At 69.1% G+C, this 25996-nt stretch carries 23 protein-coding genes; 16 read left to right on the top strand and 7 right to left on the bottom strand.

What is annotated here, in order from left to right; translation table 11 throughout:
- Positions 1-36: 36 nt before the first annotated feature.
- A complete protein-coding gene (locus tag MW290_RS27705) occupies positions 37-189 on the bottom strand; it encodes a rubredoxin (protein ID WP_046115735.1) in 153 nt (50 codons plus the stop codon).
- Between the two features lie 178 nt (positions 190-367).
- Between MW290_RS27705 and thiD the strand changes: the two genes are divergently transcribed.
- Positions 368-1327 carry a bifunctional hydroxymethylpyrimidine kinase/phosphomethylpyrimidine kinase gene (thiD, locus tag MW290_RS27710; RefSeq protein ID WP_250197583.1) on the top strand — a complete coding sequence of 320 codons (960 nt, stop codon included), beginning with the start codon at positions 368-370 and terminating at the stop codon, positions 1325-1327.
- A 24-nt stretch (positions 1328-1351) separates the two neighbouring features.
- Positions 1352-2647: a glutamate-1-semialdehyde 2,1-aminomutase gene (gene hemL / locus MW290_RS27715; RefSeq protein WP_250197584.1), complete on the top strand. Its 1296-nt coding sequence runs from the start codon at positions 1352-1354 to the stop codon at positions 2645-2647.
- 644 nt (positions 2648-3291) lie between these two features.
- Here hemL and MW290_RS27720 read toward each other — a convergent pair.
- Positions 3292-3768 carry a DUF6152 family protein gene (locus MW290_RS27720; RefSeq protein ID WP_250197585.1) on the bottom strand — a complete coding sequence of 159 codons (477 nt, stop codon included), beginning with the start codon at positions 3766-3768 and terminating at the stop codon, positions 3292-3294.
- Between the two features lie 26 nt (positions 3769-3794).
- Positions 3795-4217 carry a hypothetical protein gene (locus tag MW290_RS27725; protein WP_375142864.1) on the bottom strand — a complete coding sequence of 141 codons (423 nt, stop codon included), beginning with the start codon at positions 4215-4217 and terminating at the stop codon, positions 3795-3797.
- A 23-nt stretch (positions 4218-4240) separates the two neighbouring features.
- On the opposite strand from MW290_RS27725, the gene mpl reads away from it, so the two are divergent.
- On the top strand, positions 4241-5596 hold the full coding sequence (gene mpl / locus MW290_RS27730) for a UDP-N-acetylmuramate:L-alanyl-gamma-D-glutamyl-meso-diaminopimelate ligase (RefSeq protein ID WP_250197587.1): 1356 nt from the start codon (positions 4241-4243) through the stop codon (positions 5594-5596).
- Here mpl and MW290_RS27735 read toward each other — a convergent pair.
- On the bottom strand, positions 5593-8388 hold the full coding sequence (locus MW290_RS27735; RefSeq protein WP_250197588.1) for a zinc-dependent metalloprotease: 2796 nt from the start codon (positions 8386-8388) through the stop codon (positions 5593-5595). The genes mpl and MW290_RS27735 overlap by 4 nt on opposite strands.
- 91 nt (positions 8389-8479) lie before the next feature.
- Between MW290_RS27735 and MW290_RS27740 the strand changes: the two genes are divergently transcribed.
- The 13 genes from MW290_RS27740 to MW290_RS27800 all read left to right on the top strand — a co-directional run bounded on the left by MW290_RS27740 (position 8480) and on the right by MW290_RS27800 (position 20691).
- The gene (locus MW290_RS27740) at positions 8480-9073 is read left to right on the top strand and encodes a YqiA/YcfP family alpha/beta fold hydrolase (protein WP_250197589.1); all 594 of its coding nucleotides are present in this window, start codon (positions 8480-8482) and stop codon (positions 9071-9073) included.
- Positions 9074-9080: 7 nt separating this feature from the next.
- Complete coding sequence (fabG, locus tag MW290_RS27745) at positions 9081-9830, top strand: 3-oxoacyl-[acyl-carrier-protein] reductase (RefSeq protein WP_250197590.1); 750 nt, start codon at positions 9081-9083, stop codon at positions 9828-9830.
- 43 nt (positions 9831-9873) lie between these two features.
- Positions 9874-11931, top strand: a complete 2058-nt coding sequence (locus MW290_RS27750) for a ribonuclease catalytic domain-containing protein (protein ID WP_250197591.1) — start codon at positions 9874-9876, stop codon at positions 11929-11931.
- 5 nt (positions 11932-11936) lie between these two features.
- Positions 11937-12803, top strand: a complete 867-nt coding sequence (locus tag MW290_RS27755; RefSeq protein ID WP_250197592.1) for an energy transducer TonB — start codon at positions 11937-11939, stop codon at positions 12801-12803.
- Positions 12800-13651, top strand: a complete 852-nt coding sequence (gene aroE, locus MW290_RS27760; RefSeq protein ID WP_250197593.1) for a shikimate dehydrogenase — start codon at positions 12800-12802, stop codon at positions 13649-13651. Before MW290_RS27755 ends, aroE begins: the two co-directional genes overlap by 4 nt.
- Positions 13648-14409: a transglycosylase domain-containing protein gene (locus tag MW290_RS27765; protein WP_250197594.1), complete on the top strand. Its 762-nt coding sequence runs from the start codon at positions 13648-13650 to the stop codon at positions 14407-14409. The genes aroE and MW290_RS27765 overlap by 4 nt, the downstream gene beginning before the upstream one ends.
- A 12-nt stretch (positions 14410-14421) precedes the next feature.
- Positions 14422-15048 (top strand): hypothetical protein, encoded by a 627-nt coding sequence (locus MW290_RS27770; protein ID WP_250197595.1) that lies wholly within the window; start codon positions 14422-14424, stop codon positions 15046-15048.
- Entirely contained in the window at positions 15045-15569 is a 525-nt protein-coding gene (locus MW290_RS27775) for a TlpA family protein disulfide reductase (protein ID WP_250197596.1), read from the top strand. Before MW290_RS27770 ends, MW290_RS27775 begins: the two co-directional genes overlap by 4 nt.
- A 241-nt stretch (positions 15570-15810) precedes the next feature.
- Positions 15811-16278, top strand: a complete 468-nt coding sequence (gene accB, locus MW290_RS27780) for an acetyl-CoA carboxylase biotin carboxyl carrier protein (protein WP_250197597.1) — start codon at positions 15811-15813, stop codon at positions 16276-16278.
- Positions 16279-16288: 10 nt separating this feature from the next.
- A complete protein-coding gene (accC, locus tag MW290_RS27785) occupies positions 16289-17638 on the top strand; it encodes an acetyl-CoA carboxylase biotin carboxylase subunit (RefSeq protein WP_250197598.1) in 1350 nt (449 codons plus the stop codon).
- A gap of 8 nt (positions 17639-17646) precedes the next feature.
- Positions 17647-18549: a 50S ribosomal protein L11 methyltransferase gene (gene prmA, locus MW290_RS27790; protein ID WP_250197599.1), complete on the top strand. Its 903-nt coding sequence runs from the start codon at positions 17647-17649 to the stop codon at positions 18547-18549.
- Positions 18546-19754, top strand: a complete 1209-nt coding sequence (locus tag MW290_RS27795; RefSeq protein ID WP_250197600.1) for a DUF3426 domain-containing protein — start codon at positions 18546-18548, stop codon at positions 19752-19754. The genes prmA and MW290_RS27795 overlap by 4 nt, the downstream gene beginning before the upstream one ends.
- Positions 19755-19785: 31 nt before the next feature.
- Positions 19786-20691: a carbohydrate kinase family protein gene (locus MW290_RS27800; RefSeq protein ID WP_250197601.1), complete on the top strand. Its 906-nt coding sequence runs from the start codon at positions 19786-19788 to the stop codon at positions 20689-20691.
- 156 nt (positions 20692-20847) lie between these two features.
- Here MW290_RS27800 and MW290_RS27805 read toward each other — a convergent pair whose 3' ends face one another.
- From MW290_RS27805 to MW290_RS27815, 3 genes are all read right to left on the bottom strand, one after another.
- Positions 20848-21348, bottom strand: coding sequence for a hypothetical protein (locus tag MW290_RS27805; RefSeq protein ID WP_250197602.1), 501 nt, complete (start codon positions 21346-21348; stop codon positions 20848-20850).
- 222 nt (positions 21349-21570) lie between these two features.
- Positions 21571-22701 carry a ribonucleotide-diphosphate reductase subunit beta gene (locus MW290_RS27810; protein ID WP_375142865.1) on the bottom strand — a complete coding sequence of 377 codons (1131 nt, stop codon included), beginning with the start codon at positions 22699-22701 and terminating at the stop codon, positions 21571-21573.
- Positions 22702-22919: 218 nt separating this feature from the next.
- Entirely contained in the window at positions 22920-25832 is a 2913-nt protein-coding gene (locus MW290_RS27815) for a ribonucleoside-diphosphate reductase subunit alpha (RefSeq protein ID WP_250197604.1), read from the bottom strand.
- Between the last annotated feature and the right edge of the window lie 164 nt (positions 25833-25996).

A 25996-nucleotide genomic window follows, 5' to 3' on the forward strand; every position in this document is an offset into this window, starting at 1 on the left:
CAGGCCGCCTGGCAGGTCGCCCTGTCGGCAGGCCCGTCAGATCTGGACCATCTCGAAGTCTTCCTTGCGCGCGCCACATTCGGGGCACACCCAGTTCATGGGCACATCGGCCCATTTGGTACCCGGCGCGATGCCGTGTTCGGGGTCGCCGGCGGACTCGTCGTAGATCCAGCCGCAGATCAGGCACATCCAGGTTGCAGGGTCGCTCACGTTATGCAGTCAATCACTACAATAAAGGGGCATTGTAGCCACGCGGTCTTGCCAAAAGTGCAAGCGGCGCAGGCACATGCAACACCTTCTTGAAACTCCTCTGGAGGTTATCGGCACCCTGCTGCAACCCTTGAGAGGACGTACCGGATTCCACCCCATGAACCCCCAACACCAACCGCCCCCGGCCGACGACACGGCCGAAGAAGGCGTCGCACCGGCCTGCGTGATGAGCTTCAACGCCAGCGACGCCAGCGGCGCCGGCGGCCTGGCCGGCGACATCGCCACCATCGCGGCGATGGGCGCGCATGCGCTGCCGGTGGTCACGGCCATCGTCATGCGCGACACGGCCGAGATCTTCGATCGCCATGCGATCGACGGCGACGTGGTGGCCGAGCAGGCCCGCGGCATCCTGGAAGACGTGACCATCGCCGGCTGGAAGGTCGGCTTCCTCGGCTCGGCCGAGGGCGTGAGCGCGGTGGCCGAGGTGCTGAGCGACTACCCCGACGTGCCGCTGGTGGCCTACATGCCCAACCTGGGCTGGCTGGAAGAGGACGACCACCAGAGCTACGTCGACGCCTACCGCGAGCTGATCCTGCCGCAGACCGAGGTGCTGGTGGGCAACCACAAGACGCTGACCGACTTCCTGCTGCCCGACTGGGACAACGAGCGCCCGCCCTCGGCGCGTGAGCTGGCGGTGGCCGCTGGCGAGCACGGCACCCGCTTCGTGCTGGTGACGGGCGTGATGCTGCCTTCCAAGGGCAAGGGCACCGAGCAGTGGGTGGACAACGTGCTGGCCTCGGCCCAGGGCGCGTTGACCGGTGAGAAGTTCGAGCGCTTCGAGGCCAGCTTCGTGGGCGCGGGCGACACGCTGTCGGCCGCACTCGCTTCGCTGCTGGCCGCCGGCAGCGAGCTGCAGGCCGCGGTGGGCGAGGCGCTGGCCTTCCTGGACAACAGCCTGGACGCGGGCTTCCGCCCCGGCATGGGCAACGTGATTCCCGACCGCTTCTTCTGGGCGCTGCCGCCCGGCGAGGACGAAGAGGGCGAGCCCGGCGAAGACCCCGGCTCGGGCCCGCAGGGCGAGCCCGACGGCAGCAACCTGCCTAGACAAGTGCATTGACCCGACGCGAGGCCGCAGCAACCCATGACCGACAAGAACGCTGAACTCTTCGAGCGCGCGCAGCGCGTGATTCCCGGTGGTGTGAATTCGCCGGTGCGCGCCTTCCGCGCCGTGGGCGGCACGCCGCGCTTCATCAGCCGGGCGCAGGGCCCGTACATCTTCGATGCGGCCGGCCAGCGCTACATCGACTACATCGGCTCCTGGGGACCGATGATCCTGGGCCACGGCCACCCCGCGGTGCTGGAAGCGGTGCAGAAGGCGGCCACCGAAGGCTTCAGCTTCGGCGCACCCACCGAGCGCGAGATCGAGCTGGCCGAGGAGATCATCTCGCTGGTGCCCAGCATCGAGCAGGTGCGGCTGGTGAGCAGCGGCACCGAAGCGGCGATGAGCGCCATCCGCCTGGCGCGCGGCGCCACCGGCCGGCCGATGCTGATCAAGTTCGAGGGCTGCTACCACGGCCACGCCGATGCGCTGCTGGTCAAGGGTGGCTCGGGCATGGCCACCTTCGGCCACCCCACCAGCGCGGGCGTGCCGCCGGAGGTGGTGCAGCACACGCTGGTGCTGGAGTACAACAACCTCGAGCAGCTGGAAGAAGCCTTTGCGCTGCACGGCGACCAGCTGGCCTGCGTGATGCTGGAGCCGATTGCCGGCAACATGAACTTCGTGCGGGCGCAGGTGCCCTTCGTGCGGCGGCTGCGTGAGCTGTGCACCCAGCACGGCGCGCTGCTGGCCTTCGACGAGGTGATGACCGGCTTCCGCGTGGCGCTGGGCGGCGCGCAAAGCCTGTATGCGCAGCTGATCCCGGGCTTTGCGCCCGACATCAGCGTGTTCGGCAAGGTGATCGGCGGCGGCATGCCGCTGGCGGCCTTCGGCGCCTCGCGCGAGGTGATGAGCCTGCTGGCGCCGCTGGGCCCGGTCTACCAGGCCGGCACGCTGTCGGGCAACCCGGTGGCCACCGCCTGCGGCCTGGCCACGCTGCGCGAGATCCGCAAGCCGGGCTTCTTCGACCAGCTGTCGGCCACCACGGCCTCACTGGTGCAGGGCCTGGATGCCGCGGCGCAGAAGGCCGGCGTGCCGATGGTGTTCGACCATCAAGGCGGCATGTTCGGCTTCTTCTTCGCCAGCGAGCTGCCCCAGCACTACAACGCGGTGCTGGCCACCGACAAGGAGCGCTTCAACCGCTTCTTCCACGCGATGCTGGACCGTGGGGTGTACCTGGCGCCGGCGCTGTACGAAGCTGGGTTCGTGAGTGCGGCGCATACGACAGATGACATTGCCGCTACGGTGTCGGCGGCTGCTGAAGCGTTGGCTTTGGGCTGACTGCCTGCGGCCTCTGTGTTGTTCGCCTGAGCACACCTTTGCGGGTGTGGGCGGTTTGCTCCGGGCCGTGCGGGCGGGCCCGGGGGCTTAGCTTCCGCGGTCCGCGCGTTGCGCGGACTGCCCTGCGCTACTCGGGTGGGTGGCTCCGGCCCAACTCGCCTCCGTGCGCTGCGCGCACTGCGACTCGGACAGTCGGCCGGAAATCAGTTGACGATGCGCGCTGCGCGCGCCGCCACCCACCCTGCGTTGCTCGGCGCTCCAGATGCGCCCCCGGGCCCACCCGCACAGCCCTGCGCAAAGTGCCGACGGTGTTTCCCTGCCCGGCCTGCTAAGGGGGTAGCACTCGCCAGTCCGAGCCGTGCGGTGGGCGGGGGGCGGCGGGGCGATTTGTGGGGCGGCGAGGAGCGCAGCGGCGAGGTCGGCGCGCGTGAGCGCGCTTCGTGAACTGACTCGCGGCAATTGTTCGAGCGCAGTGAGCGTCAGCGAACGTAGCGAGTTTTGCCGCGCGACCTCGACGCGAGCACCGCAGTGGAGTCGGCCCGCAGGGACGACCGCCCCAGCATGAGCCCCGCCGAACCCCGCCCACCGCGCGGCGGCCGAACAAAACCAGAACAGACGGCCCACGCAAACAGCCAATGCCGACATCAAGCCGGCGAAGACCTCAACCCGTAAGCCTTGCCACCCACCCACACATACTCGGCCCGCAGCACAGCATCCCCCTGCTCCCCCGCCGCCGCAAACCCCAACACGGCGACCTCGGAGCCCGCCTCGATGCGCGGCATCTTCCAGGCTTCCAGCCGCGTCAGCGGCGCCAGCTCGATCGTCCAGCGCTTGTCATTGCGCGTTGGCAGCCGGGCAGCCGACAGCAACGCCGGGCCGTCCACCGGCGCGGTTTGCGGAGGTACCGGCCGCTGCGCCAGATCGGTCGGCAGCGCCAGGTCAGCCGGGCGTTCCAGCGTCAGCTCGGCGTGCGGGTTGCGCCATTGCACCTGCACCGCCTTGCCCTGCAGATACAAAGGCCGCTGCTGGTCGAAGCCGCTCCAGCCATGGTGGGCGCGGGCCTGGCCGGCCAGCATCAGCATGCCCGGCACGGCGATTGCGAGAACCTGTCTGCGTTGCATGTGAACTCCTTTTCGGCAGCGTTCCATCAGTAAGCCAGCCACCGACCACAGATGATGACCGCCAGCCACAACACCACTGATGTTGCGGTCTGCACGCGGGCCAGCGTATCCAGGCGTTGCAGACCCTCGCGCGAATGGAACCACAGCGCATTCAGCCCCGCCAGCATCACCAGACCCAGCTTGATGATGAACAGCCGATTCGCCAGGAGTTCCGCGGGCTGGCTGCCAAACATCAGCAACCCGCTGAGCAGCACCAGCCCGAAGCCGCCCGCCGTCAGGCCCAGGCTCAGCCGCGCCAGCGGCTGCACCGGCAGCGCGGCGCCGGCACCCCACACGCGCAAGTCCAGCAGCATCAACGGGCCCAGCAGCATCGCGATGCCCAGGATGTGCACCACTTCCAGCGCCGGGTACAGCCACGCGTGCTCACCGATCCAGCTCAAGCCCTGCACCACCGCCTCCTAAAATCTTTGCCATGCACATTCACATCCTCGGCATCTGCGGCACCTTCATGGGCGGCCTGGCCGCCCTGGCGCGCGAAGCGGGCCACCGCGTCACCGGCTGCGACGCCAATGTCTACCCGCCGATGAGCGACCAGCTGCGCCAGCTGGGCATCGAGCTGATCGAAGGCTTCGACGCCAGCCAGCTGAAGCTGAAACCCGACCTCTTCGTCATCGGTAACGTCGTCAGCCGCGGCAATGCGCTGATGGAAGCCATCCTGGACGCCGGCCTGCCCTACACCAGCGGCCCGCAATGGCTGGCCGAGCATGTGCTGCAGGGCCGCCATGTGCTGGCGGTGGCTGGCACCCACGGCAAGACCACCACCACGTCGATGCTGGCCTGGGTGCTGGAAGCCGCGGGCCTGAAGCCGGGCTTCCTGGTGGGCGGCGTGCCGCAGAACTTCGGCGTCTCGGCCCGATTGGGCGAAGGAGCACCCTTCGTCATCGAAGCCGACGAGTACGACACCGCCTTCTTCGACAAGCGCAGCAAGTTCGTGCACTACCGGCCCCGCACCGCGGTGCTGAACAACCTGGAGTTCGACCACGCCGACATCTTCGACCGGCTGGAAGACATCGAGCGCCAGTTCCACCACCTGGTGCGCACCGTGCCCGCCAGCGGCCGGCTGGTGGTCAATGCGCGTGAGGCGGCGCTGCAGCGCGTGCTGGAACGCGGCTGCTGGAGCGAGACGGTGCGCTTCGGCGCCCCGCGTGAAGAGCCCGGCACGCTGCGCGCCCGCGGCGAGCCGCATGCCTTCGACGTGCTGCGCGGCAGCCTGAAGATCGCCCGCGTGGAATGGCCGCTGCTGGGTGAGCACAACCAGCTCAATGCGCTGGCCGCCATCGCCGCGGCCGAGCATGTGGGCGTGGACCCCGAGGTGGCGGGCAAGGCGCTGGGCCGCTTCGAGAACGTGCGGCGCCGGCTGGAGCTGCGCGGCGAGGCCGGTGGCGTGAAGGTGTACGACGACTTCGCGCACCATCCCACCGCCATCCGCACCACCGTCAACGGCCTGCGCCGCAAGGTGGGGCTGGCGCGCATCCTGACGGTGTTCGAGCCGCGCTCCAACACGATGAAGCTGGGCACGATGAAGGCGCAGCTGCCCTGGTCGCTGGAAGAGGCCGACCTGAGCTTCTGCCACGGCGGCGGCCTGGGCTGGGACGCGCGCGAAGCGCTGGCGCCGATGGGCGCGCAGGCCTCGGTGCACGACAACATCGACGCCCTGGTGGCCGCCGTGGTGCGCGCCGCCAAGCCGGGTGACCATGTGCTGTGCATGAGCAATGGCGGCTTTGGCGGGGTGCACGACAAGCTGCTGAAGGCGCTGAACAAGGGCTAGCCGCGCACCATCGTCGCCCGCAGCGCCTCGCTCAAGGTGCTCAGGCTTTCCTGCAGGTGAGCCCGGGTTTCGGGTGACAGGCCGGTGCGCCCCGCACTGGCCTTGAGCTGCGCCTGCAGCTCGGTGGCCTGCATGCGCACCAGGCTCATCGCGTCGGCCGGCAGGTCGCTGGTCTTGGTGAGCAGCGCCTGCACCCGCTTGAGGTGCTGGCGCTGCAGGTTGCGGCGCATGCCGTCGATCTCGCCGCCCTGCTTCAGCTCGCGCCAGATGCTGGACTGCAGCGTGCCGTACACCTCGTTGAGCGTCAGCGCGCCCGGGCGCTCGCGCGCGCTCAGGTAGGCCGGCAGGTCCAGCACCCGTTGCGCGGTGCCGGCGGTCATCAGGCGGTCCAGCGCCTGCGTCTGCAGGCCCAGCACCAGGGTCGGGATGCTGACCGGCTGGCCCCGCTCCCACTCGTTGAAGTCGGGGCTCAGGCTGGCCAGGAACTCGGGGCGGAAGCGGAAGCTGTCCACGCTGAACACGTTGTCGGCCAGGAAGCGCAGCGCCTCACGCTGGCGGGCCGGGTCCACCGGCTTGTAGGTGGGCCGGCCGGTGGTGCCCGGCAGGTCGCGCTGCACCACCATGCCGCCCACGTACTTGGCCGTCAGCTGCGGAATGTCGCGCAGCTGGCGGAAGCCGCTGGCCAGCACCCGGCGTTCACGCTGCGGGTCGTCGCCCGGCCGCGCGCCACGGGCCTGCACCCGGTCCCACAACTCGCGCGACAGCGCAAAGCGCTTGCGGTACCACTCCAGCGGCTCGTTGCCCAGGTCGAAGCGGTTGGTGTAGGGGTCGATGCCACCGCCCGGGCCGGCATCGGCGTCGCTGTCATCGGCATAGGCCAGTTGCGGCTCGGTGCTGCGCGCAGCGATGCGGCCCAGCTCCTGCGGCTCCTGCTCGGCCGCAAACGGCTTGTAGGCGTACTCGATGGCCCAGTAGTCGTAGGCGCCCAGCGTGGGCGTGACGTAGTCGCCCTGACGTTCGTTGGCCAGCGCGATGTTGAAGGGCGTGTAGTCCATCACCGAGCTGACGACGCCATTGGCGGCGGTGTACGTCTTGTCCTGCAGCTGGTTGCGGTTGACGGTGGTGGAGGCCTTGAAGTTGTGCTTCAGGCCCAGGGTGTGACCCACCTCGTGCATGATCACGTCCTTCACATAGGCCTGCACCAGCGCCTCCACCTGCGGGCTGTCCGGTGCCAGGTCGGCGCGGGCTTCCAGCAGGTCGAAGGCGAAGGCGGCCTCGTCGGCGCTTTGCTCGGCAAAGTCGCAGAAGGCGTCGTGGCGGTGGCCCAGCGTGCCGCCCAGCGCCGTCAGCCGCGTCGGCATGCTGCCCAGGTCTTCACTGGCCACGCGGCGGGCGCCGCGAGCGAACACGTCGCTCATCGCGATGTCGGCGTCCAGAATCTCGCCGGTGCGCGGGTCGCGCACGCTGGGGCCGCGGGCAAAACCCACGTCGCTGCCGACGAACCAGCGGATGGACGCATGCGAGGCATCCAGCGTGTCGAAATCGGCGTCGTCCGGCTGCTGCTTGACCACGATGGCGTTCTTGAAGCCGATGCGCTCGAAGGCCTTGTTCCACTCCAGCACGCCGGCTTCCACCGAGGCGCGGTAACGCTGCGGAATGTTGCGGTCCAGCCAGTAGGTGATGGGCTGCACCGGCTCGGACAGCGCGGCCGACGGGTCCTTCTTCTCGAGCCGCCAGCGGGCCACGTGGTGCACGCGCAGGTTGGGCTTCATCTCCAGCCCGTAGTCGGTGTATGCGTCGGTGAAGTGGCCCAGCCGCGGGTCGGCGGCGCGCGGGCGCATGGGCTGCTGCGGCAGCGCCTGCAGGCTGTACACCACGCCCACGAACAGGCTGCGCGGGTCGGGCGTGGTGGTGGGCGGCGTGGGCACCGGCACCGGCGGGCGCACCAGCGGCGGCGCCGGGATGCGCGGCGTCACGAAGTGCAGGTTGGCGCTGAGCGTGGCGCTGCGGGCGTCCGAGCGCGCGCTCTCGAACCACGAGTTGCCGCGGTCCAGGCTGTAGGGCAGGCGGTAGGCGCTTTCCAGCAGCGTCGAATAGCTCACCATGTCCGACAGCAGGAAGCTGGCGTCCACCAGCACCGACTTGCGCTGCGGATGCTCGGCACTGGCCACCGGCGCGGCGCCCAGCAGGCTGTCGGAGAAGCTCTGGCGCACGGTGCGCGCCAGCGCCGGGTCGCCGGAGGCCACGAAGTCGGTGTTCTTGGCCACCAGCTGCACGGTGTTGCCGATGCGGCGCAGCTCCACCATCCAGCCGTTGCCCATCTGGCCGCCATACAGGCCACGCTCACCCACCGAGCTGCTGATGCCCGCGGTCAGCAGGAAAGGCTGGCCGAAGCGGTCGGCCGGCACCTCGATCCACACCTTCTCGTCCTTGCGCCAGATCGGAAAGTAACCGTCGTCCACCTTGGCATCGCGGATCACGTCGGCGAAGGGCCGGGGCGCGCCGGCTTCGGGCCGCGCGGCCGCCGCGCCCGGTGCCGCGCCCGACGTGGCGGCGGGGCCCGAGGCCCCGGCGGCGGGCGGCGTGGCCGCGCCAGGGGCAGCCGACGGCGCACCCGGGGCGCCCGCGGCAGCGGCCATGCTGGCGGCGCCCCCGCCTGCGGCAGCCGTCGGCGGCGTGGCCGCCGGTGCCGCACGCGGCGCGGTGGCCGGCTGCAGCGCGGCGCAGCCGGAAAGGATCAACAAGGCCGTGGCAACGGCGGTCAGGCGCAAGGGTTGGGGGGTCAGACGCATGTCGGCTTTCAACGGGGTCGAACAGCAAGGGCCGGATGTTCCCACGCGGCGCAAGCCAGGGTTCAGATCACGCCGATAGACTGGGGCCACGATGCACCGTTCCGCCCCCAGCCACCTGCTTTACCTGCACGGTTTCCGCTCTTCCCCGCGATCCTTCAAGGCGCAGCGCATGGCGGCCTGGATGCAGGCCCACCGACCCGACGTGACCTGGTGGTGCCCCCAACTGCCCCCCTCGCCGCAGGCGGCGATGCAACTCATCACGCAAGGCACTGCCGGCTGGCCGGTCGGGCGCATGGCGGTGGTGGGCAGCTCGCTGGGCGGCTTTTACGCCACTGCGGTGGCCGAGCGCAGCGGCTGCCCGGCGGTGCTGCTGAACCCGGCGGTCGACCCTGCGCGCGACCTGGCAAAGTACATCGGCGAGCAGACCGCCTTCCACGACCCGGCGCAGCACTTCTATTTCCGGCCCGAGTTCATCGGCGAGTTGCAGGCCCTCACGGTGCCCGCCATCACCCGCCCCGAGCGTTATGCCGCCGTCATCTGCAAGGGCGACGAAGTGCTGAGCTGGCAGGAGATGACCGGCCGCTACCCCGGCGCGCACATCCGGCTGCTGGAAGGCGGCGACCACGCGATCAGCGATTTCGACGAGCACCTGCCCTTCGTGCTCGACTTTCTCCACCTCACCTGAAGCAAGCATGCGACTGAAAGACAAGATCTGCATCGTCACCGGCGCGGCCCAGGGCATCGGCCTGGCCACCGCCACGAAGTTCGCGGCCGAAGGCGCGACCGTCATCGTCTGCGACATCAAGCCCGCCGCGGTGGACAGCGCGGTGACGCACTGCATCGAGCACACCGGCCGCGCCGGCTGCGCCGAAGGCCATGTGGTGGACGTGACCGACCGCGCGCAGGTCGATGCGATGGTGGCGGCGGTGAAAGCGCGCCATGGCCGCATCGACGTGCTGGTGAACAACGCCGGCATCACCAAGGACGCGCGGCTGGTGAAGATGACCGAGGCGCAGTTCGACGCGGTGATCGACGTCAACCTGCGCGGCGTGTTCCATTGCGCGCAGGCGGTGGCCGAGACCATGACGGCGCAGGGCGGCGGCGTGATCCTCAATGCCTCCAGCGTGGTGGGCATTTACGGCAACTTTGGCCAGACCAACTATGCGGCCAGCAAGTTCGGTGTCATCGGCTTCACCAAGACCTGGAGCCGCGAGCTGGGCCCCAAGGGCGTGCGGGTGAATGCGGTGGCCCCGGGCTTCGTGGAAACGCCCATCCTCTCGACCATCCCCGACAAGGTGCTGCAGCAGATGCGTGAGCAGGTGCCGCTGCACCGGCTGGGCAAGCCGGAGGAGATCGCCAACGTGTACGCCTTCCTGGCCAGCGACGAGGCGAGCTACGTCAACGGTGCCGTGATCGAAGTGTCTGGCGGCATGACCGTTTGATGGGGCACCCGGTGCGTTGTCCAGGGGTGGGACAATCGGCCGGATGTATGCACTGTTCGATGATTCCGGCAAGTTCCTGGCCGGCCGTGTGATGTCCGAGGCCGAGAGCTCGATGCAGATCGAGCTCGACTCGGGCAAGCGCGTCAAGGTCAAGCTGGCCAATGTCCTGATGAAGTTCGACAAGCCCGGCCCGGCCGAGCTGATCGCCGCCGGCCAGCGCCTGGCGACCGAGATCGACCTGGACCTGGCCTGGGAATTCGCCCCCGAGGGCGAGTTCGGCTTTGCCGACCTGGCGCGCGACTACTTCGACGCCAAGGCCGGGCTGGAGCAGCAGGCCGCCGCCCTCTTCCGCCTCTATGAGGCGCCGCACTACTTCCGGCGCATGGGCAAGGGCGTGTTCAAAAAGGCGCCCGAAGAAACGGTGAAGGCGGCGCTGCTGGGCATCGAGCGCAAGAAGCAGCAGGCCGCGCAGATCGAGGCCTGGGCCACCGAGCTGGCGGCCGGCACCTGCCCGGCGCCGGTGCAGGAGCAGCTCTACAAGATCCTGTTCAAGCCCGACAAGAACGCGCCTGAATACAAGGCCGTGGTCGAGGCCGCCAAGCGCTCGCAGCGCGCGCCGCTGGACCTGCTGAAGGCGGCCGGTGCCATCCGCAGCCCTTACCAGTTCCACTGGAAGCGCTTCCTGTTCGAGCAGTTCCCGAAGGGCACGGGCTTTCCGGCGCTGCAGGCCCCGGCGATTGCCGAGCCGCTGCCGCTGGCGCCAGTGCAGGCCTTCTCGATCGACGATTCGCAGACCACCGAGATCGACGATGCACTGTCGGTGCAGGGCCTGGGCACCGGCACCGTGGTGTTCGGCGTGCACATCGCCGCACCGGGCCTGGCCATCACGCCGGGCAGCGCCATCGACAAGGTGGCCGGCGAGCGCCTGTCCACCGTGTACATGCCGGGCTGGAAACTGACCATGCTGCCCGACGAGGTGGTGCAGCGCTACACGCTGGCCGAAGGCCAGGACTGCCCGGCCGTGAGCCTGTACGTGACCATGGACGAGGCCACGCTGGAAGTGCGCGCCAGCGAAACCAAGCTGGAGCGCGTGCCCATCGCCGCCAACCTGCGCCACGACCAGCTGGACGATGTGGTGACCGAGGCCACCCTGACCGGTGAGGCGCAGGCCGGCTATGCCTTCGCGCCCGAGCTGGCCTTCGCCTTCCGCCTGGCGCGCCACCTGAAGGCGCAGCGCGAGGTGGTGCGCGGCAAGCCCGAGACCTTCAACCGCCCCGACTACAACTTCCGCCTGGAAGGCCACACCGCCGAGCCGCAGGGCGACGAGCGCGTGACCATCAGCACCCGCCGCCGCGGCGCGCCGCTGGACCTGATCGTGGCCGAAGCGATGATCCTGGCCAACAGCACCTGGGGCGGCTGGCTGGCCGAATGCGGCCTGCCCGGCATCTACCGCAGCCAGGCCAGCCTGGCGCCGGGCATCAAAGTGCGCATGGGCACCAAGGCACTGCCGCATGCCGGCATGGGCGTGGCGCAGTACACCTGGGCCACCTCGCCGCTGCGCCGGTACGTTGACCTGGTGAACCAGTGGCAGATCATCGCCTGCGCCCGCCACGGCCGCACTGCCGCGCTGGCCGCGCCCTTCAAGCCCAAGGACGCGCAGCTGTTCTCCATCATCTCGGCCTTCGATGCGGCCTACGGCGCCTACAACGACTTCCAGCACGGCATCGAGCGCTACTGGACGCTGCGCTGGCTGGAGCAGAACGGCGTGACCGAACTGGACGCCGCGGTGATGAAGGACGGCCTGGTGCGGGCCGACACGCTGCCGCTGGTGTTCCGCGCCTCGGGCTGCGAGCAGCTGCCGCGCGGCGCCCATGTGCGCGTGCGCATCACCGGCATGGACCTGCTGACGCTGGACCTGCATGCGCAGCTGGTCACCCGACTGGACGATGCGGTGGCCGCAGTCGCCGGCGAGACCGAGGCCGAGGTGGACGACGAGGTGCAGGAAGCCGCACCGCTGTCGCTGGCCATCGACCTGGGCGATGCCGGCGACGCGGCGGAGCCCGGCACCGCGCAGGAGGGTGCCGCCCCCGCGGCGGCCTGAAGATCATGCTGCGCCGCTGGGGCACGCTGCATTGGGCGCTGGCCGCTTCGGTGGGCATGCATGCGGCGCTGCTGGGCGTGCAGGTGGCGGCGCCTGGCTTCGAGCTGCAACGGCTGGGCGAAGCGCCGCTGGAGGTGATCCTGGTCAACGCCCGCGGCAGCGAGCCACCGCGCCAGGCGCAGGCGCTGGCCCAGGCCGCGCTGGCCGGCGGCGGTGAAGCCGCGCAGGGCCGCGCCACCTCGCCACTGCCGCCGACGTTAGAGGTGCGCAGCGGCCAGGACACCGACAGCCACCAGCGCCGCATCGAGCAGATGCAAAGCCAGCAGCAGCAACTGCTGGCCCAGGTGCGGCGCGAGCTGGCCATGCTGCCGCCGCCCGACCCGCAGCGCGACAGCGGCGCCGCCGACGGCGATGCGCAGGAAGACAAGCGCCGCCAGATGCTGCGGCTGCTGGCCGAGATCGAAACCCGCATCAACCAGCAGAACGCCGAGCCGCGGCGCCGCTACGTCAGCCCCGCCACGCGCGAGGTGACCTATGCCACCTACTACGACCGGCTGCGCCGCCGCATCGAAGAACGCGGCACGCAGGACTTTCCGCGCTTCCAGGGCCGCAAGCTGTATGGCGAGCTGACGATGAACGTGACCGTGGACGCGCTGGGCCGTGTGGTGGAAGCCGAGGTGCTGAAGTCCTCGGGCAACCGCCACCTCGACCAGCGCGCCGTGGCCATCGTGCATGCAGCCGCCCCCTACGGCCGCTTCAACCATGCCATGCTCAGCGAGGCCGACCAGATCGTCGTCACCTCGCGCTTCCGCTTCACCCGCGACGACGGGCTGGAAACCACGCTCTCTGCCTCCGCTGCCCCCAGGAAATGACCACCGATCTCTACGCCGTCATCGGCAACCCGATCCAGCACAGCCAGTCGCCCTTCATCCACGCCGCCTTCGCGCAGCAGACCGGCCAGGCCCTGACCTATACCCGCGTGCTCAGCCCTTTCGACGGCTTTGCCGCCACGGTGGCCGACTTCGTGCGCCAGGGCGGCAAGGGCTGCAACATCACCGTGCCCTTCAAGCTGGAAGCCGTGGCCACGGCGGCGCGGGTGAGCGAACGCGCCGCGCTGGCCGGCGCCGCCAACGTGCTGGACCTGCGGCCCGACGGCTGGGTGGCGGACAACACCGACGGCATCGGCCTGGTGCGCGACATCGCCCACACCGGCACCGCCCTGGCCGGCAGCCGGGTGCTGCTGGTGGGCGCCGGTGGCGCGGCGGCCGGCGCGCTGGGCCCGCTGATCGAAGGCCGCCCGCGCGAGGTCGTGGTGGCCAACCGCACGCCGGCCAAGGCGCAGGCGCTGGTGGCGCGGCATGCCGCGCTGGCCGCGCAGCACGGCGTGGCGCTGCAGGCCTGCGGCCTGCAGGAGCCCGAAGGCGCCTTCGACATCGTGCTCAACAGCAGCGCCAGCAGCCTGCAGGGCGCCGAGATCCCGGCCCCGGCCTCGGCGCTGCGCCCGGGCACGCTGGCCATCGACCTGATGTACGGCCCGGCGGCCGAGCCGTTCCTGGCCTGGGCACGCGCCCATGGCGCACAGGCCCATGACGGCCTGGGCATGCTGGTGGAGCAGGCGGCCGAGGCCTTCTTCCTCTGGCGCGGCGTGCGCCCGCAGACCGAACCGGTGCGCGCCGCGCTGCGCGAGGCGCTGGCCGCCAAGGCCCGGCAGCAGGCATGAAGCAGGCGGGCCGGCTCATCGCCCTGGTGCTGCTGTGCGCGGTGGCGCTGCAGCTGTACTTCGGGCTGCGGGTGGCGTTGATGGCGGTGGTCGATCCGCAGTCCACCGCCTTCCAGCGCAGCGAGGCGCGGCGGCTGCTGGCGGCCGACGGCCAGGCCGCCTGGGCGCAGCAGTGGGTGCCGTACGAGCGCATCTCGCCACAGCTCAAGCGCGCCGTCATCGCCAGCGAAGACGCCAGCTTCGTGGACCACGGCGGCGTGGATTGGGAAGCGATCGAGAAGGCCTGGGACCGCAACCTGCAGGCCGAGGCGCGGGCCGCCAAGCTCAACCAGCAACTCGCGCAGCGCCAGGGCAAAAGCGCCAAGGCCGCGCCCCCACCGGCCCAGCCCCGCATCGTCGGCGGCTCCACCATCACCCAGCAGCTGGCCAAGAACCTGTTCCTCTCGTCCGAGCGCACCACGCTGCGCAAGGGCCAGGAACTGGTGATCACCTACATGCTCGAAGCGTTGCTGAGCAAGCAGCGCATCCTGGAGATCTACCTGAACAACGTGGAATGGGGCGAAGGCCTGTTCGGGGCCCAGGCGGCGGCCCGCCACTACTTCCGGGTGGACGCGGCGCAGCTGAGCACGCCGCAGGCCGCCCGGCTGGCGGTGATGCTGCCGGCGCCCAAGCGCTTCGAGCGGCGGCCCGCCTCGCCCTACATCGTCGGCCGTGCCGGCACGGTGGCGGCCCGCATGCCGGCCGTCGAACTGCCTTGAGGAGCCTGCCGCATGAGTGAATCCATGAGTGCCGACATCGCCGCCACCGCCGCCCGCCTGGTGGTGGAAGAAGGCATGGAGTACGGCCCCGCCAAGCGCAAGGCGGCCCGTTCGCTGGGCCGCTCGCGCCCGGCCGACCTGCCCAGCAACGAGGCGGTGGAAGACGCGGTGCGCGAGTACATCGCGGTGTTCTGCGCCGACACCCAGCCGGCCGAGCTGGCAGCGCTGCGCAGCCTGGCCATGCGCTGGCTGGAGCGGCTGGCCGAATTCCGGCCCCACCTGTCGGGCGCGGCCTGGCGCGGCACGGCCACGCGGCTGTCGGCGCTGCACATCGACCTGTACTGCGACGACACCAAGTCGGCCGAGATCGCGCTGATCAACCAGGGCGTGGACTACGACGTGGGCAGCCTGCCCTCGCCGCGCGGCGAGCCGATCGACCTGCTGTCGCTGGCCAGCTGGAGCCCCGAGCTGCAGGAGCAGGTGACGCTGTTCCTGGCGGTGCGCGACCTGGACGACCTGCGCGGCGCCCTCAAGCCCGACGCCACCGGCCGCACGCTGCGCGGCGACCTGGGCGCGCTGCGGCGGCTGATGGCCCAGGCCGGCGAGGACAAAGGCCCCGCGGAGACAATCACCCGATGAACCGACGCAGTACTCTTTTTGCCGGCGTGGGCCTGGCTGCCGCGGCGGCCGGTGCCGGCCTGGCCTGGTGGCGGCTGCAACCGGGCGCGGTGGACGACGAAGCCGCTGCCGCGCTGTGGTCGCTCAGCTTCACGCGCCCCGAAGGCGGCGAGCTGCAGATGGCCAGCCTGCGCGGCAAGCCGCTGGTGCTGAACTTCTGGGCCACCTGGTGTCCGCCCTGCGTCAAGGAGCTGCCGCAGATCGACCGCTTCCACACCGAGTTCAAGCCGGCCGGCTGGCAGGTGGTGGGCCTGGCGGTGGATGGGCCGACGCCGGTGCGCGAGTTCCTGCGCAAGCAGCCACTGGGCTTTCACGTGGGGCTGGCGGGGCTGGAAGGCACCGACCTGTCCAAACGGCTGGGCAACACCGCGGGCGCCCTGCCCTTCACGGTGGTGTTCGGCGCCGATGGCCGGCCACTGCAGCGCAAGCTGGGTGAAACCAGCTATGAAGAACTGGCCGGCTGGGCCCGTTCGGTGGGCTAAGGCGCCTTCCTGGCCCGTCAAGCCCTAACACCCTTCTATTTTTTGTCAACACCGGGTAACGGCGGATAAACCGCGTAGAGTTCGCTCCCCGCAGCCCCTCTCGCAATTATTCGCGGCCTTGTTGTTCCGCGGCGACGCGGGGTCGACGAACGGGCGGCCGATGCCTGCCGTTTCGCCACAAAACTGGACTGATCGCGCGTGAGCCCGGGCTTGCCCGGCTTTGCGCGCAGGAGAACGAAGAATGGATCTGCGCAAGCTCAAAACGCTCATCGACCTCGTGTCGGAATCGAACATCTCCGAGCTCGAGATCACCGAAGCCGATGGCAAGGTGCGCATCGTCAAGGCCGACCCCCAGGCCGCGCCGCAGGCCTACGTGCCGGCCGCCACGCCGGTGGCGCAGCAGATCGCGGCTCCCACCACCGCCGTGCCCTCGCCCGCACCGGCGCCGGTGGCCGAAGCCCCGGCCGAACCCAGCGGCCACGTGGTGAAGTCGCCGATGGTCGGCACCTTCTACGCCGCCTCCAGCCCCGGCGCCAAGCCGCTGGCCGAAGTGGGCCAGGCCGTCAAGGAAGGCGAGCCGCTGTGCATCATCGAGGCGATGAAGATCATGAACGAGATCGAAGCCGACAAGAGCGGCACGATCGCCAAGATCCTGGTGGACAACGGCCAGGCCGTCGAATTCGGCCAGCCGCTGTTCATCATCGAGTGAGGTCGGCCGCGTGTTCAAGAAACTGCTGATCGCCAACCGCGGCGAGATCGCCCTGCGCATCCAGCGCGCCTGCCGCGAGATGGGCGTGAAGTCGGTCGTCGTCTACTCCGAAGCCGACCGCGACGCCAAGTACGTGAAGCTGGCCGACGAAGCCGTGTGCATCGGCCCGGCCCCGTCGGCGCAGAGCTACCTCAACATGCCGGCGATCATCTCGACCGCCGAGGTGACCGACGCCGAGGCCATCCACCCGGGCTACGGCTTCCTGTCCGAGAACGCCGACTTCGCCGAACGGGTGGAAAAGAGCGGCTTCGTCTTCATCGGCCCGACGCCCGAGTCGATCCGCATCATGGGCGACAAGGTGTCGGCCAAGCAGGCGATGATCAAGAGCGGCGTGCCCTGCGTGCCCGGCTCCGAAGGCGCCCTGCCCGACGACCCGAAGGAGATCATCAAGATCGCCCGCGCGGTGGGCTACCCGGTGATCATCAAGGCTGCAGGCGGTGGCGGTGGCCGCGGCATGCGCGTGGTGCACACCGAAGCGGCGCTGCTGCACGCGGTGCAGACCACCAAGGCCGAAGCCGGCGCGGCCTTCGGCAACCCGGCGGTGTACATGGAGAAGTTCCTCCAGAACCCGCGCCACATCGAGATCCAGGTGCTGGCCGACTCGCACCGCAACGCGGTGTGGCTGGGTGAGCGCGACTGCTCGATGCAGCGCCGCCACCAGAAGATCATCGAAGAAGCGCCGGCACCGGGCATCCCGCGCCGCGTGATCGAGCGCATCGGCGACCGCTGCGCCGCCGCCTGCAAGAAGATCGGCTACCGCGGTGCCGGCACCTTCGAGTTCCTGTACGAGAACGGCGAGTTCTACTTCATCGAGATGAACACCCGCGTGCAGGTGGAGCATCCGGTGACCGAGATGGTCAGCGGCATCGACATCGTGCAGATGCAGATCCGCGTGGCCGCCGGCGAGAAGCTGCCCTTCGCGCAGCGCCAGATCCAGCAGCGCGGCCACGCCATCGAAGTGCGGGTGAACGCCGAGAACCCGTACACCTTCGTGCCGTCGCCGGGCCGCATCACCATGTGGCACCCGCCGGGCGGCCCGGGCGTGCGGGTGGATTCGCACATCTACTCGAACTACTTCGTGCCCCCGAACTACGACTCGATGATCGGCAAGATCATCGTGCACGGCGACACCCGCGAGCAGGCCCTGGCCCGCATGCGCACCGCGCTGGACGAGACGGTGGTCGAAGGCATCCAGACCAACATCCCGCTGCACCGCGAGCTGATGGTCGATGCCAAGTTCATCGAAGGCGGCACCAGCATCCATTACCTGGAAGGCTGGCTGGCCCAGCACAAACGGTAAGCGCGTCAATGTTTGAACTGATCCTGCGCGCCCCCGAATCGCTGGTCGAGACGGTGTCCGATGCGCTGATGCTGGAGCTGGACGCCTTGTCGGTGTCGGTGGAAGACGCCGATGCCGACAGCGAGGCCGAGCAAGCGCTGTTCGGCGAACCCGGCATGCCCGCGCCCAAGGCCGGCTGGCAGCGCTCCACGCTGCGCGCGCTGTTTCCCGAGGAAGCCGCCGCCACCGAAGCCGCCACGCTGCTGCTGGCCCAGGACTGGGCCGCTGACGTGGCGATGCAAGGCCTGCAGCCGGTGCCCGAGCAGGACTGGGTGCGGCTGACGCAATCGCAGTTCGCGCCGGTCGAGATCACGCCCAGCTTCTGGATCGTGCCCACCTGGCATGAGCCGCCGGCCGCCGCGCAGCAGATCATCCGGCTCGACCCGGGCCTGGCCTTTGGCACCGGCACCCACCCCACCACCCGCATGTGCCTGCGCTGGATCGCCACGCAGCCGGACGAGCGCCGCGCCGGCTGGCAGCGGGTGCTGGACTACGGCTGCGGCTCGGGCATCCTGGCCATCGGCGCGGCGCTGCATAACGGCCAGGCCATCGACGCGGTCGACATCGATCCGGCGGCCGTGACCTCCACCCAGGCCAATGCCCAGGCCAACGGCGTGCAGCTGAACGCCGGCCTGCCCGAACTGGCCAGTGGCCACTACCCGCTGGTGCTGGCCAACATCCTGGCCACGCCGCTCAAGCTGCTGGCGCCGCTGCTGTGCGGCCATGTGGCCGCGGGCGGCGACCTGGTGCTGGCCGGCATCCTGGAGCGCCAGGCCGACGAACTGACGGCCGCCTACGCGCCCTGGTGCGAACTGGCGGTGCACGACCGTGAAGACGGCTGGGTGCTGATGACGGCCCGTTTCGCACCATGAGCCTGGCCACCCGCTGCGCGCAGTGCGGCACCGTCTTCCGCGTGGTCGAAGACCAGCTGAAGGTGTCTGAAGGCTGGGTGCGCTGCGGCCGCTGCGAAGCGGTGTTCAACGCGCTGGAATCGCTGTTCGACCTGGAACAGGAAGCGCCGCCGCCCTGGCCTGCCGGTGCCGAGGCCGATGGCCTGCCCGGCCGCGACGGCATGGAGCTACCACCACCCGTGCCTCCGCCCAGCGCGCCGCTGCCGGAGCCGGTGGCCGCGCGCAGCAGCCGCCCGCTGGGGCCGCTGGAGCCGCCGCCCTTCGAGCCCTCGGACCTGCCCGAGGAAGACCAGCCCGCCTCGGCCCGGCTGGACCACCGCCCGCTGCTGCACGAGCCGGACGACGCGCCCTATGCGTCGGGCTTCGATGCGCCCTACCGCAGCGCCCGCGAGGCAGCCCCGGCGGCTTCGGCCCGCGACCTCGACCCACCCCGCTTCGAACCCACGCAGGCACCGCTGGACGAGCTCGACGACCTGGACCGCAACGAGCCCCCGGTGTACGGCCGTTCGGCGCCGTTGCCCATGCGCGAGTCACCGCCCGACCTGCCTGCGCCGGGCCGGGCCCCCACCGTGCCTGCGGCGGCGGCCGGCCTGGGCAGCGCCGCCACCGCGGCCCCCACGCCCGAATTCATGCGCCGTGCACCGGCAGCCGCCGGCAGAACGCCGCGGCCGCCCAAGCCCGCCACGGCGTGGCAGCGGCCAGGCGTGCGCAGCGCCCTGGCGGTGGCGGCGGTGCTGCTGGCGCTGCTGCTGCTGGCCCAGTTGGGGCTGCGCTGGCGCGACGTGCTGGCCGCCCGCTGGCCCGAATCGGCCCCCGTGCTGCGCGGCCTGTGCGCCATCGCCGGCTGCCAGGTGGAGCCGATGCGCCGGGTGGACAGCCTGGCCGTGGAGAGCAGTGGCCTGGTGATGCTGGAAGGCAGCACCAACCAGTACGAGTTCACCGCCACACTGCGCAACAACGACCGGGTGCCGGTGATGCTGCCTTCGCTGGAACTCACGCTGACCGATGCGCAAGGCCAGGTGGTGGCGCGCAAGGTACTGAACGCCAGCAGCCTGGGGGCCCATGGCAGCACCATCGCCCCTGGGGCCACGTTGCCGCTGCAAGGCGTGCTGGCGGGTGGCGATCGCAAGATCACCGGCTACAGCGCCGAGATCTTCTACCCCTGATCCTTTCCGTTCTTCTTCTCCAGGAGCCACCATGGCCGCCCTCATCTGCGGATCGCTCGCGTTCGACACGATCACCAATTTCCCGGGCCGCTTCGCGCAGCAGATCCTGCCCGAGCAGGTGCACATCCTGAACGTGTCCTTCCTGGTGCCCACGCTGCGCCGCGAGTTCGGCGGCTGCGCCGGCAACATCGGCTACACGCTGCAGGCCCTGGGTGGCCAGGCGGTGGTGATGGCCGCGGTGGGCAGCGACGGCGCCGACTACGTGACGCGGCTGCAGGGCCTGGGCATCGACACCTCGTGCATCCACACGGTGGCCGACAGCTACACGGCGCAGGGCATGTGCATCACCGATGCCGACAACAACCAGATCTGGGCCTTCCACCCCGGCGCGATGAGCCTGGCGCACCTGACCGAGGTGCCGGCCCGCAGCGACCTGAAGGTGGGCATCATCGCGCCCGACGGCCGTGACGCGATGCTGCTGCATGCGCAGCAGATGCATGCGGCCGGCATCCCCTTCGTGTTCGATCCGGGCCAGGGCCTGCCGATGTTCGATGGTGCCGAGCTGCGCCGCTTCGTCGAGCAGGCAACCTGGGTGACGGTGAACGACTACGAAGCGCGCATGCTCGTCGAACGCATGGGCACCGACATCGAGTCGCTGTCGCGCTCGCACCTGCAGGGCGTGATCGTCACGCTGGCCGACCAGGGCTGCGAGGTGTGGCAGCAGGGCCAGCGCACGCTGGTGCCGGGCGTCAAGGCCAGCGATGTGCTGGACCCCACCGGCTGCGGCGACGCCTTCCGGGGCGGCCTGCTGTACGGCCTGGAACGCGGCTGGGACCTGCCCCGCTGCGCTGCGTTGGGGAACCGCCTGGGCGCCCTCAAGATCGGCAGCCGCGGCGGCCAGAACCACCAGATCGACCCGGCGATCGCCGAGGCCTGACCACCCGCCCGCCGGGCCGCCCCAAGGGCGGGTGCTCCCCCTCGGGGGGGCGCGAGCGTAGCGAGCTTGGGGGCACCATAAAGAAAAGCCCGGCGCTGGGCCGGGCTTCACATCGTTGCAGCAAGACCACCTGGCGGTGGTCTCAGCTGCGCACGATCAGGGCTTGTTGCCGGTCGGGAAGGGCCAGGCCGCAGCCGGGCTCAGGGCCGTCTTTGCCGCAGGGGCAGCAGGGGCACTGGGGGTCGGCGCCTTCTTCGCGGCCTTCTTGCCAGCCGCCTTCTTGGCGGGCGCAGCAGCAGCCTTCTTGGCCGGTGCAGCGGCCTTCTTGGCAGCAGCCTTCTTCGCCGGTGCGGCGGCCTTCTTGGCGGGCGCAGCCGCCTTCTTGGCCGGTGCAGCCTTCTTCGCCGGTGCAGCCGCCTTCTTGGCCGGTGCAGCCTTCTTCGCCGGAGCGGCCTTCTTCGCGGGCGCCGCCTTCTTGGCCGGTGCCGCCTTCTTGGCCGCAGCCTTCTTCGCCGGTGCAGCCGCCTTCTTGGCCGGTGCAGCCTTCTTCGCCGGAGCGGCGGCCTTCTTGGCCGGTGCCGCCTTCTTCGCCGGGGCCGCGGCCTTCTTCGCCGGAGCCGCCTTCTTGGCCGGTGCGGCCTTCTTCGCAGTTGCCATTTCAATCTCCTTGATCAAGTTGCAAACAGCACCCTGCTGCTCGAGTACAGCAAGGTGGCCCACCGTCCGCGGTCTTCCGGCTCAGGGCCGGCTGCCTCGGTACGGTGAACGGGGTGGCGGTCCGAGAGTCCGGCTTCTATGGCCGGGCTTCTCGTGCCGCGGATCTTGATCTCTTCACACCAGGGAACTGTCTGCTGCCGATCGGGTGATCGAAGCGCGCGTTCAGTCCCAGCTCAATGCGCCACCGGATTGGTACTCGATGACGCGGGTTTCGAAAAAGTTGCGCTCCTTCTTCAGGTCGATCATCTCGCTCATCCAGGGGAACGGGTTTTCCTCGTTCGGGAAGAGCGGGTCGAGGCCGATCTGCACCGCGCGCCGGTTGGCGATGTAGCGCAGGTAGCCCTTGAACATGGACGCGTTCAGACCCAGCACGCCGCGCGGCATGGTGTCTTCGGCATAGCGGTATTCGAGGTCGACGGCCTTGAGGAACAGCGCCGTGATCTCGGCCTTGAACTCCGCCGTCCACAGGTGCGGGTTCTCGTTCTTGAGCTGGTTGATCAGGTCGATGCCGAAGTTGCAGTGCATCGACTCGTCGCGCAGGATGTACTGGTACTGCTCGGCGGCGCCCGTCATCTTGTTCTGCCGGCCCAGCGCGAGGATCTGCGTGAAGCCGACGTAGAAGAACAGGCCTTCCATCAGGCAGGCGAAGACGATCAGGCTCTTGAGCAGCGTCTGGTCGTTCTCGGGCGTGCCGGTCTGGAAGTTGGGGTCCATGATCGCGTCGATGTACGGGATCAGGAACTCGTCCTTGTCGCGGATCGACGGCACCTCGTTGTAGGCGTTGAAGATCTCGCTCTCGTCCAGGCCCAGCGACTCGACGATGTACTGGTACGCGTGGGTGTGGATCGCTTCTTCGAACGCCTGGCGCAGCAGGAACTGCCGGCACTCAGGGGCCGTGATGTGGCGGTAGGTGCCCAGCACGATGTTGTTGGCCGCCAGCGAGTCGGCCGTGACGAAGAAGCCGAGGTTGCGCTTGATGATGCGGCGCTCGTCGTCCGTCAGGCCGTTGGGGTCCTTCCAGGTCGCGATGTCGCGCGACATGTTCACCTCTTGCGGCATCCAGTGATTGGCACAGGTGGCGAGGTACTTTTCCCAAGCCCACTTGTATTTGAACGGGACGAGCTGATTGACATCCGTCTGGCCATTGATGATGCGCTTGTCGGCCACGTTGACGCGGCGCGTGCTGTGTGCAGCAGCGGCGGCAATCGATGTGCCTGCGACAGGGGCAACAGCCTTGGGTGCGACGGGGGCTGAAGGCGTGAACGCGGCGGTTTGCAGAGCCGGCGATGCCATCGCTGCGCGGGGTGCTTGGACCATCGCGTCAACAGGTTGTGCAGCTCTTTCAGGAGCCTTGGCTTCGACCGGCTTGTCGTCTTCCCAGACCAGCATGTATGTACATCCTCAGGTGTTGAAATTATCGGAGTGTTGTGTTCAAACACCAAGCACTTATTGACATCAATGCGATGTCGATGTTGCCGCTTCGCATCGACAACATCGCATCGCTCACGCCATCACTGGCAGGCTTCGCAGCCCGGGTCGTCGATGGCGCAGAACTTGATGTCGGTGGCGGGCTCTGATGCCGCTTGAGCACGTGCTTGGGCAGCCGCTGCATCGATGGCGGACAGGCCACCACCGCTGGCTTGCGAGCCCGAGCTCACCGCGTTCATCGCACCGGCCTTGACCGTCGACTTCTCTGCATGGGTGGCGCCCATGGTGCGCAGGTAGTAGGTGGTCTTGAGGCCACGGATCCACGCGAGCTTGTAGGTCTCGTCGAGCTTCTTGCCCGAGGCACCGGCCATGTAGATGTTCAGGCTCTGCGCCTGGTCGATCCATTTCTGGCGGCGTGCAGCGGCTTCGACCAGCCATTGCGTCTCGACCTCGAAGGCGGTGGCATACAGCTGCTTGAGGTCTTCAGGCACGCGGTCGATGCGGCGCAGCGAACCGTCGAAGTGCTTGAGGTCCATCACCATCACGTCGTCCCACAGGCCGAGCTTCTTCAGGTCACGCACGAGGTACTCGTTGATGACGGTGAACTCACCCGACAGGTTGGACTTGACCGACAGGTTGCCGAAGCAAGGCTCGATCGACGCATCCACACCCACGATGTTGGAGATGGTGGCGGTGGGCGCGATGGCCACGCAGTTGCTGTTGCGCATGCCATGGGTGGCGATGCGCTGGCGCAGCGCGTCCCAGTCCAGCGTGGCTTCGGTGTCGGCTTCCACATAGCCGCCGCGTTCTTCGGCCAGCATCTTCAGCGAGTCGAGCGGCAGCACGCCACGGTCCCACAGCGAGCCGCGGTAGCTGCTGTAGCGGCCACGCTCGGCGGCCAGCTCGGTCGAGGCCCAGTAGGCCTGGTAGCACACGGCTTCCATCGAGCGGTCGGCGAACTCCACCGCGGCCTGGCTGGCGTAGGGCGTGCGCAGCTGGTACAGCGCGTCCTGGAAGCCCATGATGCCCAGGCCCACCGGACGATGGCGCAGGTTGCTGTCACGCGCCTTCTTGACGGCGTAGTAGTTGATGTCGATCACGTTGTCGAGCATGCGCATCGCGGTGGACACGGTGCGCTTGAGCTTGTCGTGGTCGATGCCGCCGTCCTTCAGGTGCTGGGCCAGGTTGACCGAGCCCAGGTTGCACACGGCGATCTCGCTGTCGCTGGTGTTCAGCGTGATCTCGGTGCACAGGTTGGACGAGTGCACCACGCCCACGTGCTGCTGCGGGCTGCGCACGTTGCAGGCGTCCTTGAAGGTGATCCAGGGATGGCCGGTCTCGAACAGCATCGACAGCATCTTGCGCCACAGGTCCTTGGCCGGCATGCGCTTGAACAGCTTGATCTCGCCACGGTCGGCCTTGGCTTCATAGGCCACGTAGGCTTCTTCAAAGGCCTTGCCGATCTTGTCGTGCAGGTCGGGGCAGGTGGAGGGCGAGAACAGCGTCCAGTCGCCACCTTCCATCACGCGCTTCATGAACAGGTCGGGAATCCAGTTCGCCGTGTTCATGTCGTGGGTGCGGCGGCGGTCGTCGCCGGTGTTCTTGCGCAGCTCCAGGAACTCTTCGATGTCCAGGTGCCAGGTCTCGAGGTACGCGCACACCGCGCCCTTGCGCTTGCCGCCCTGGTTCACGGCCACGGCCGTGTCGTTGACCACCTTCAGGAACGGCACCACGCCCTGGCTCTTGCCGTTGGTGCCCTTGATGTAGGAGCCCAGCGCACGCACGTTGGTCCAGTCGTTGCCCAGGCCACCGGCGAACTTGGACAGCAGCGCGTTTTCCTTCAGCGCTTCATAGATGCCGTCGAGGTCGTCGGCCACGGTGGTCAGGTAGCAGCTGGACAGCTGCGAGCGACGGGTGCCGGCGTTGAACAGCGTGGGCGTGCTCGACATGAAGTCGAAGGTCGACAGCACGTTGTAGAACTCGATGGCACGCGCCTCGCGGTCGATCTCGTTGAGCGACAGGCCCATGGCCACGCGCATGAAGAAGGCCTGCGGCAGCTCGATGCGGGTTTCGTTGACGTGCAGGAAGTAGCGGTCGTACAGCGTCTGCAGGCCGAGGTAGTCGAACTGCAGGTCGCGCTCGGCCTTCAGGGCCGCGCCCAGGCGGGCCAGGTCGAACTGCATCAGCTTCTCGTCCAGCAGCTCGGCCTGCACGCCCTTCTTGATGAAGGTGGGGAAGTACTCGGCGTACTGCGTGGCCATGTCGGCCTGCATCGCCTCGAAGCCCAGCACTTCCTTGCGGATGGTGTGCAGCAGCAGGCGGGCGGTGGCGCGGGTGTAGCCGGGGTCCTTCTCGATCAGCGTGCGGGCGGCCAGGATGGCGGCCTTGTGCACTTCTTCGATGGGCACGCCGTCGTACAGGTTGCGGCGGGTTTCGGACAGGATGGGCTCGGGGCGGATGTCGGCGCCCAGGTCGGCACAGGCCGACTCCACCAGCATCTGCAGGCGGGCATCGTCCAGCGGCACGCGCACGCCGTTCTCGGTGACGAACAGGGTGTGCGGGGTCGCGGCTTCGTCCGGCGTCACCTGGCGGGCACGCTCCTGCGAACGGCGCTCGCGGTACAGCACGTAGGCACGCGCCACCTCATGGTGGCCACCGCGCATCAGGCCCAGTTCCACCTGGTCCTGCACGTCCTCGATGTGGAAGGTGCCACCGCCCGGACGCGAGCGCAGCAGCGCACGCACCACGTTCTCGGTCAGGCCGTCCACCGTCTCGCGCACGCTGGCCGAGGCCGCACCCTGGGTGCCATGCACCGCCAGGAAGGCCTTCATCAGCGCGACGGCGATCTTGTTGGGCTCGAAGGCCACGACCGCGCCGTTGCGGCGCAGGATCTGGTAGCCCTGGTAGGCGGGTGCGGCGGTGCTGGCGACCGTCGCACGGGCGGGGGACGTCGGCAACACCGGGGACGACGCCGAGGAACTGGCAGTGGCGTGCATAAAGCGCTTCTCCTGTCTTGGTGTTAGAGGTTGTGCTGAAAAAAACGGCGAAAAAGGGACCCTGGCCAGGCGCGAATGCGTCCTTGCCGGAAGACCCAGATGTGTGGAGTGTTCGTTCTGCTGGAGGCTGCAACGGGCCGCCAACCCGCGTGATGGGGGGGGGG

Origin of the sequence: Aquincola tertiaricarbonis, assembly GCF_023573145.1 — a bacterium.
GTDB classification, from domain to species: domain Bacteria; phylum Pseudomonadota; class Gammaproteobacteria; order Burkholderiales; family Burkholderiaceae_C; genus Aquincola; species Aquincola tertiaricarbonis_B.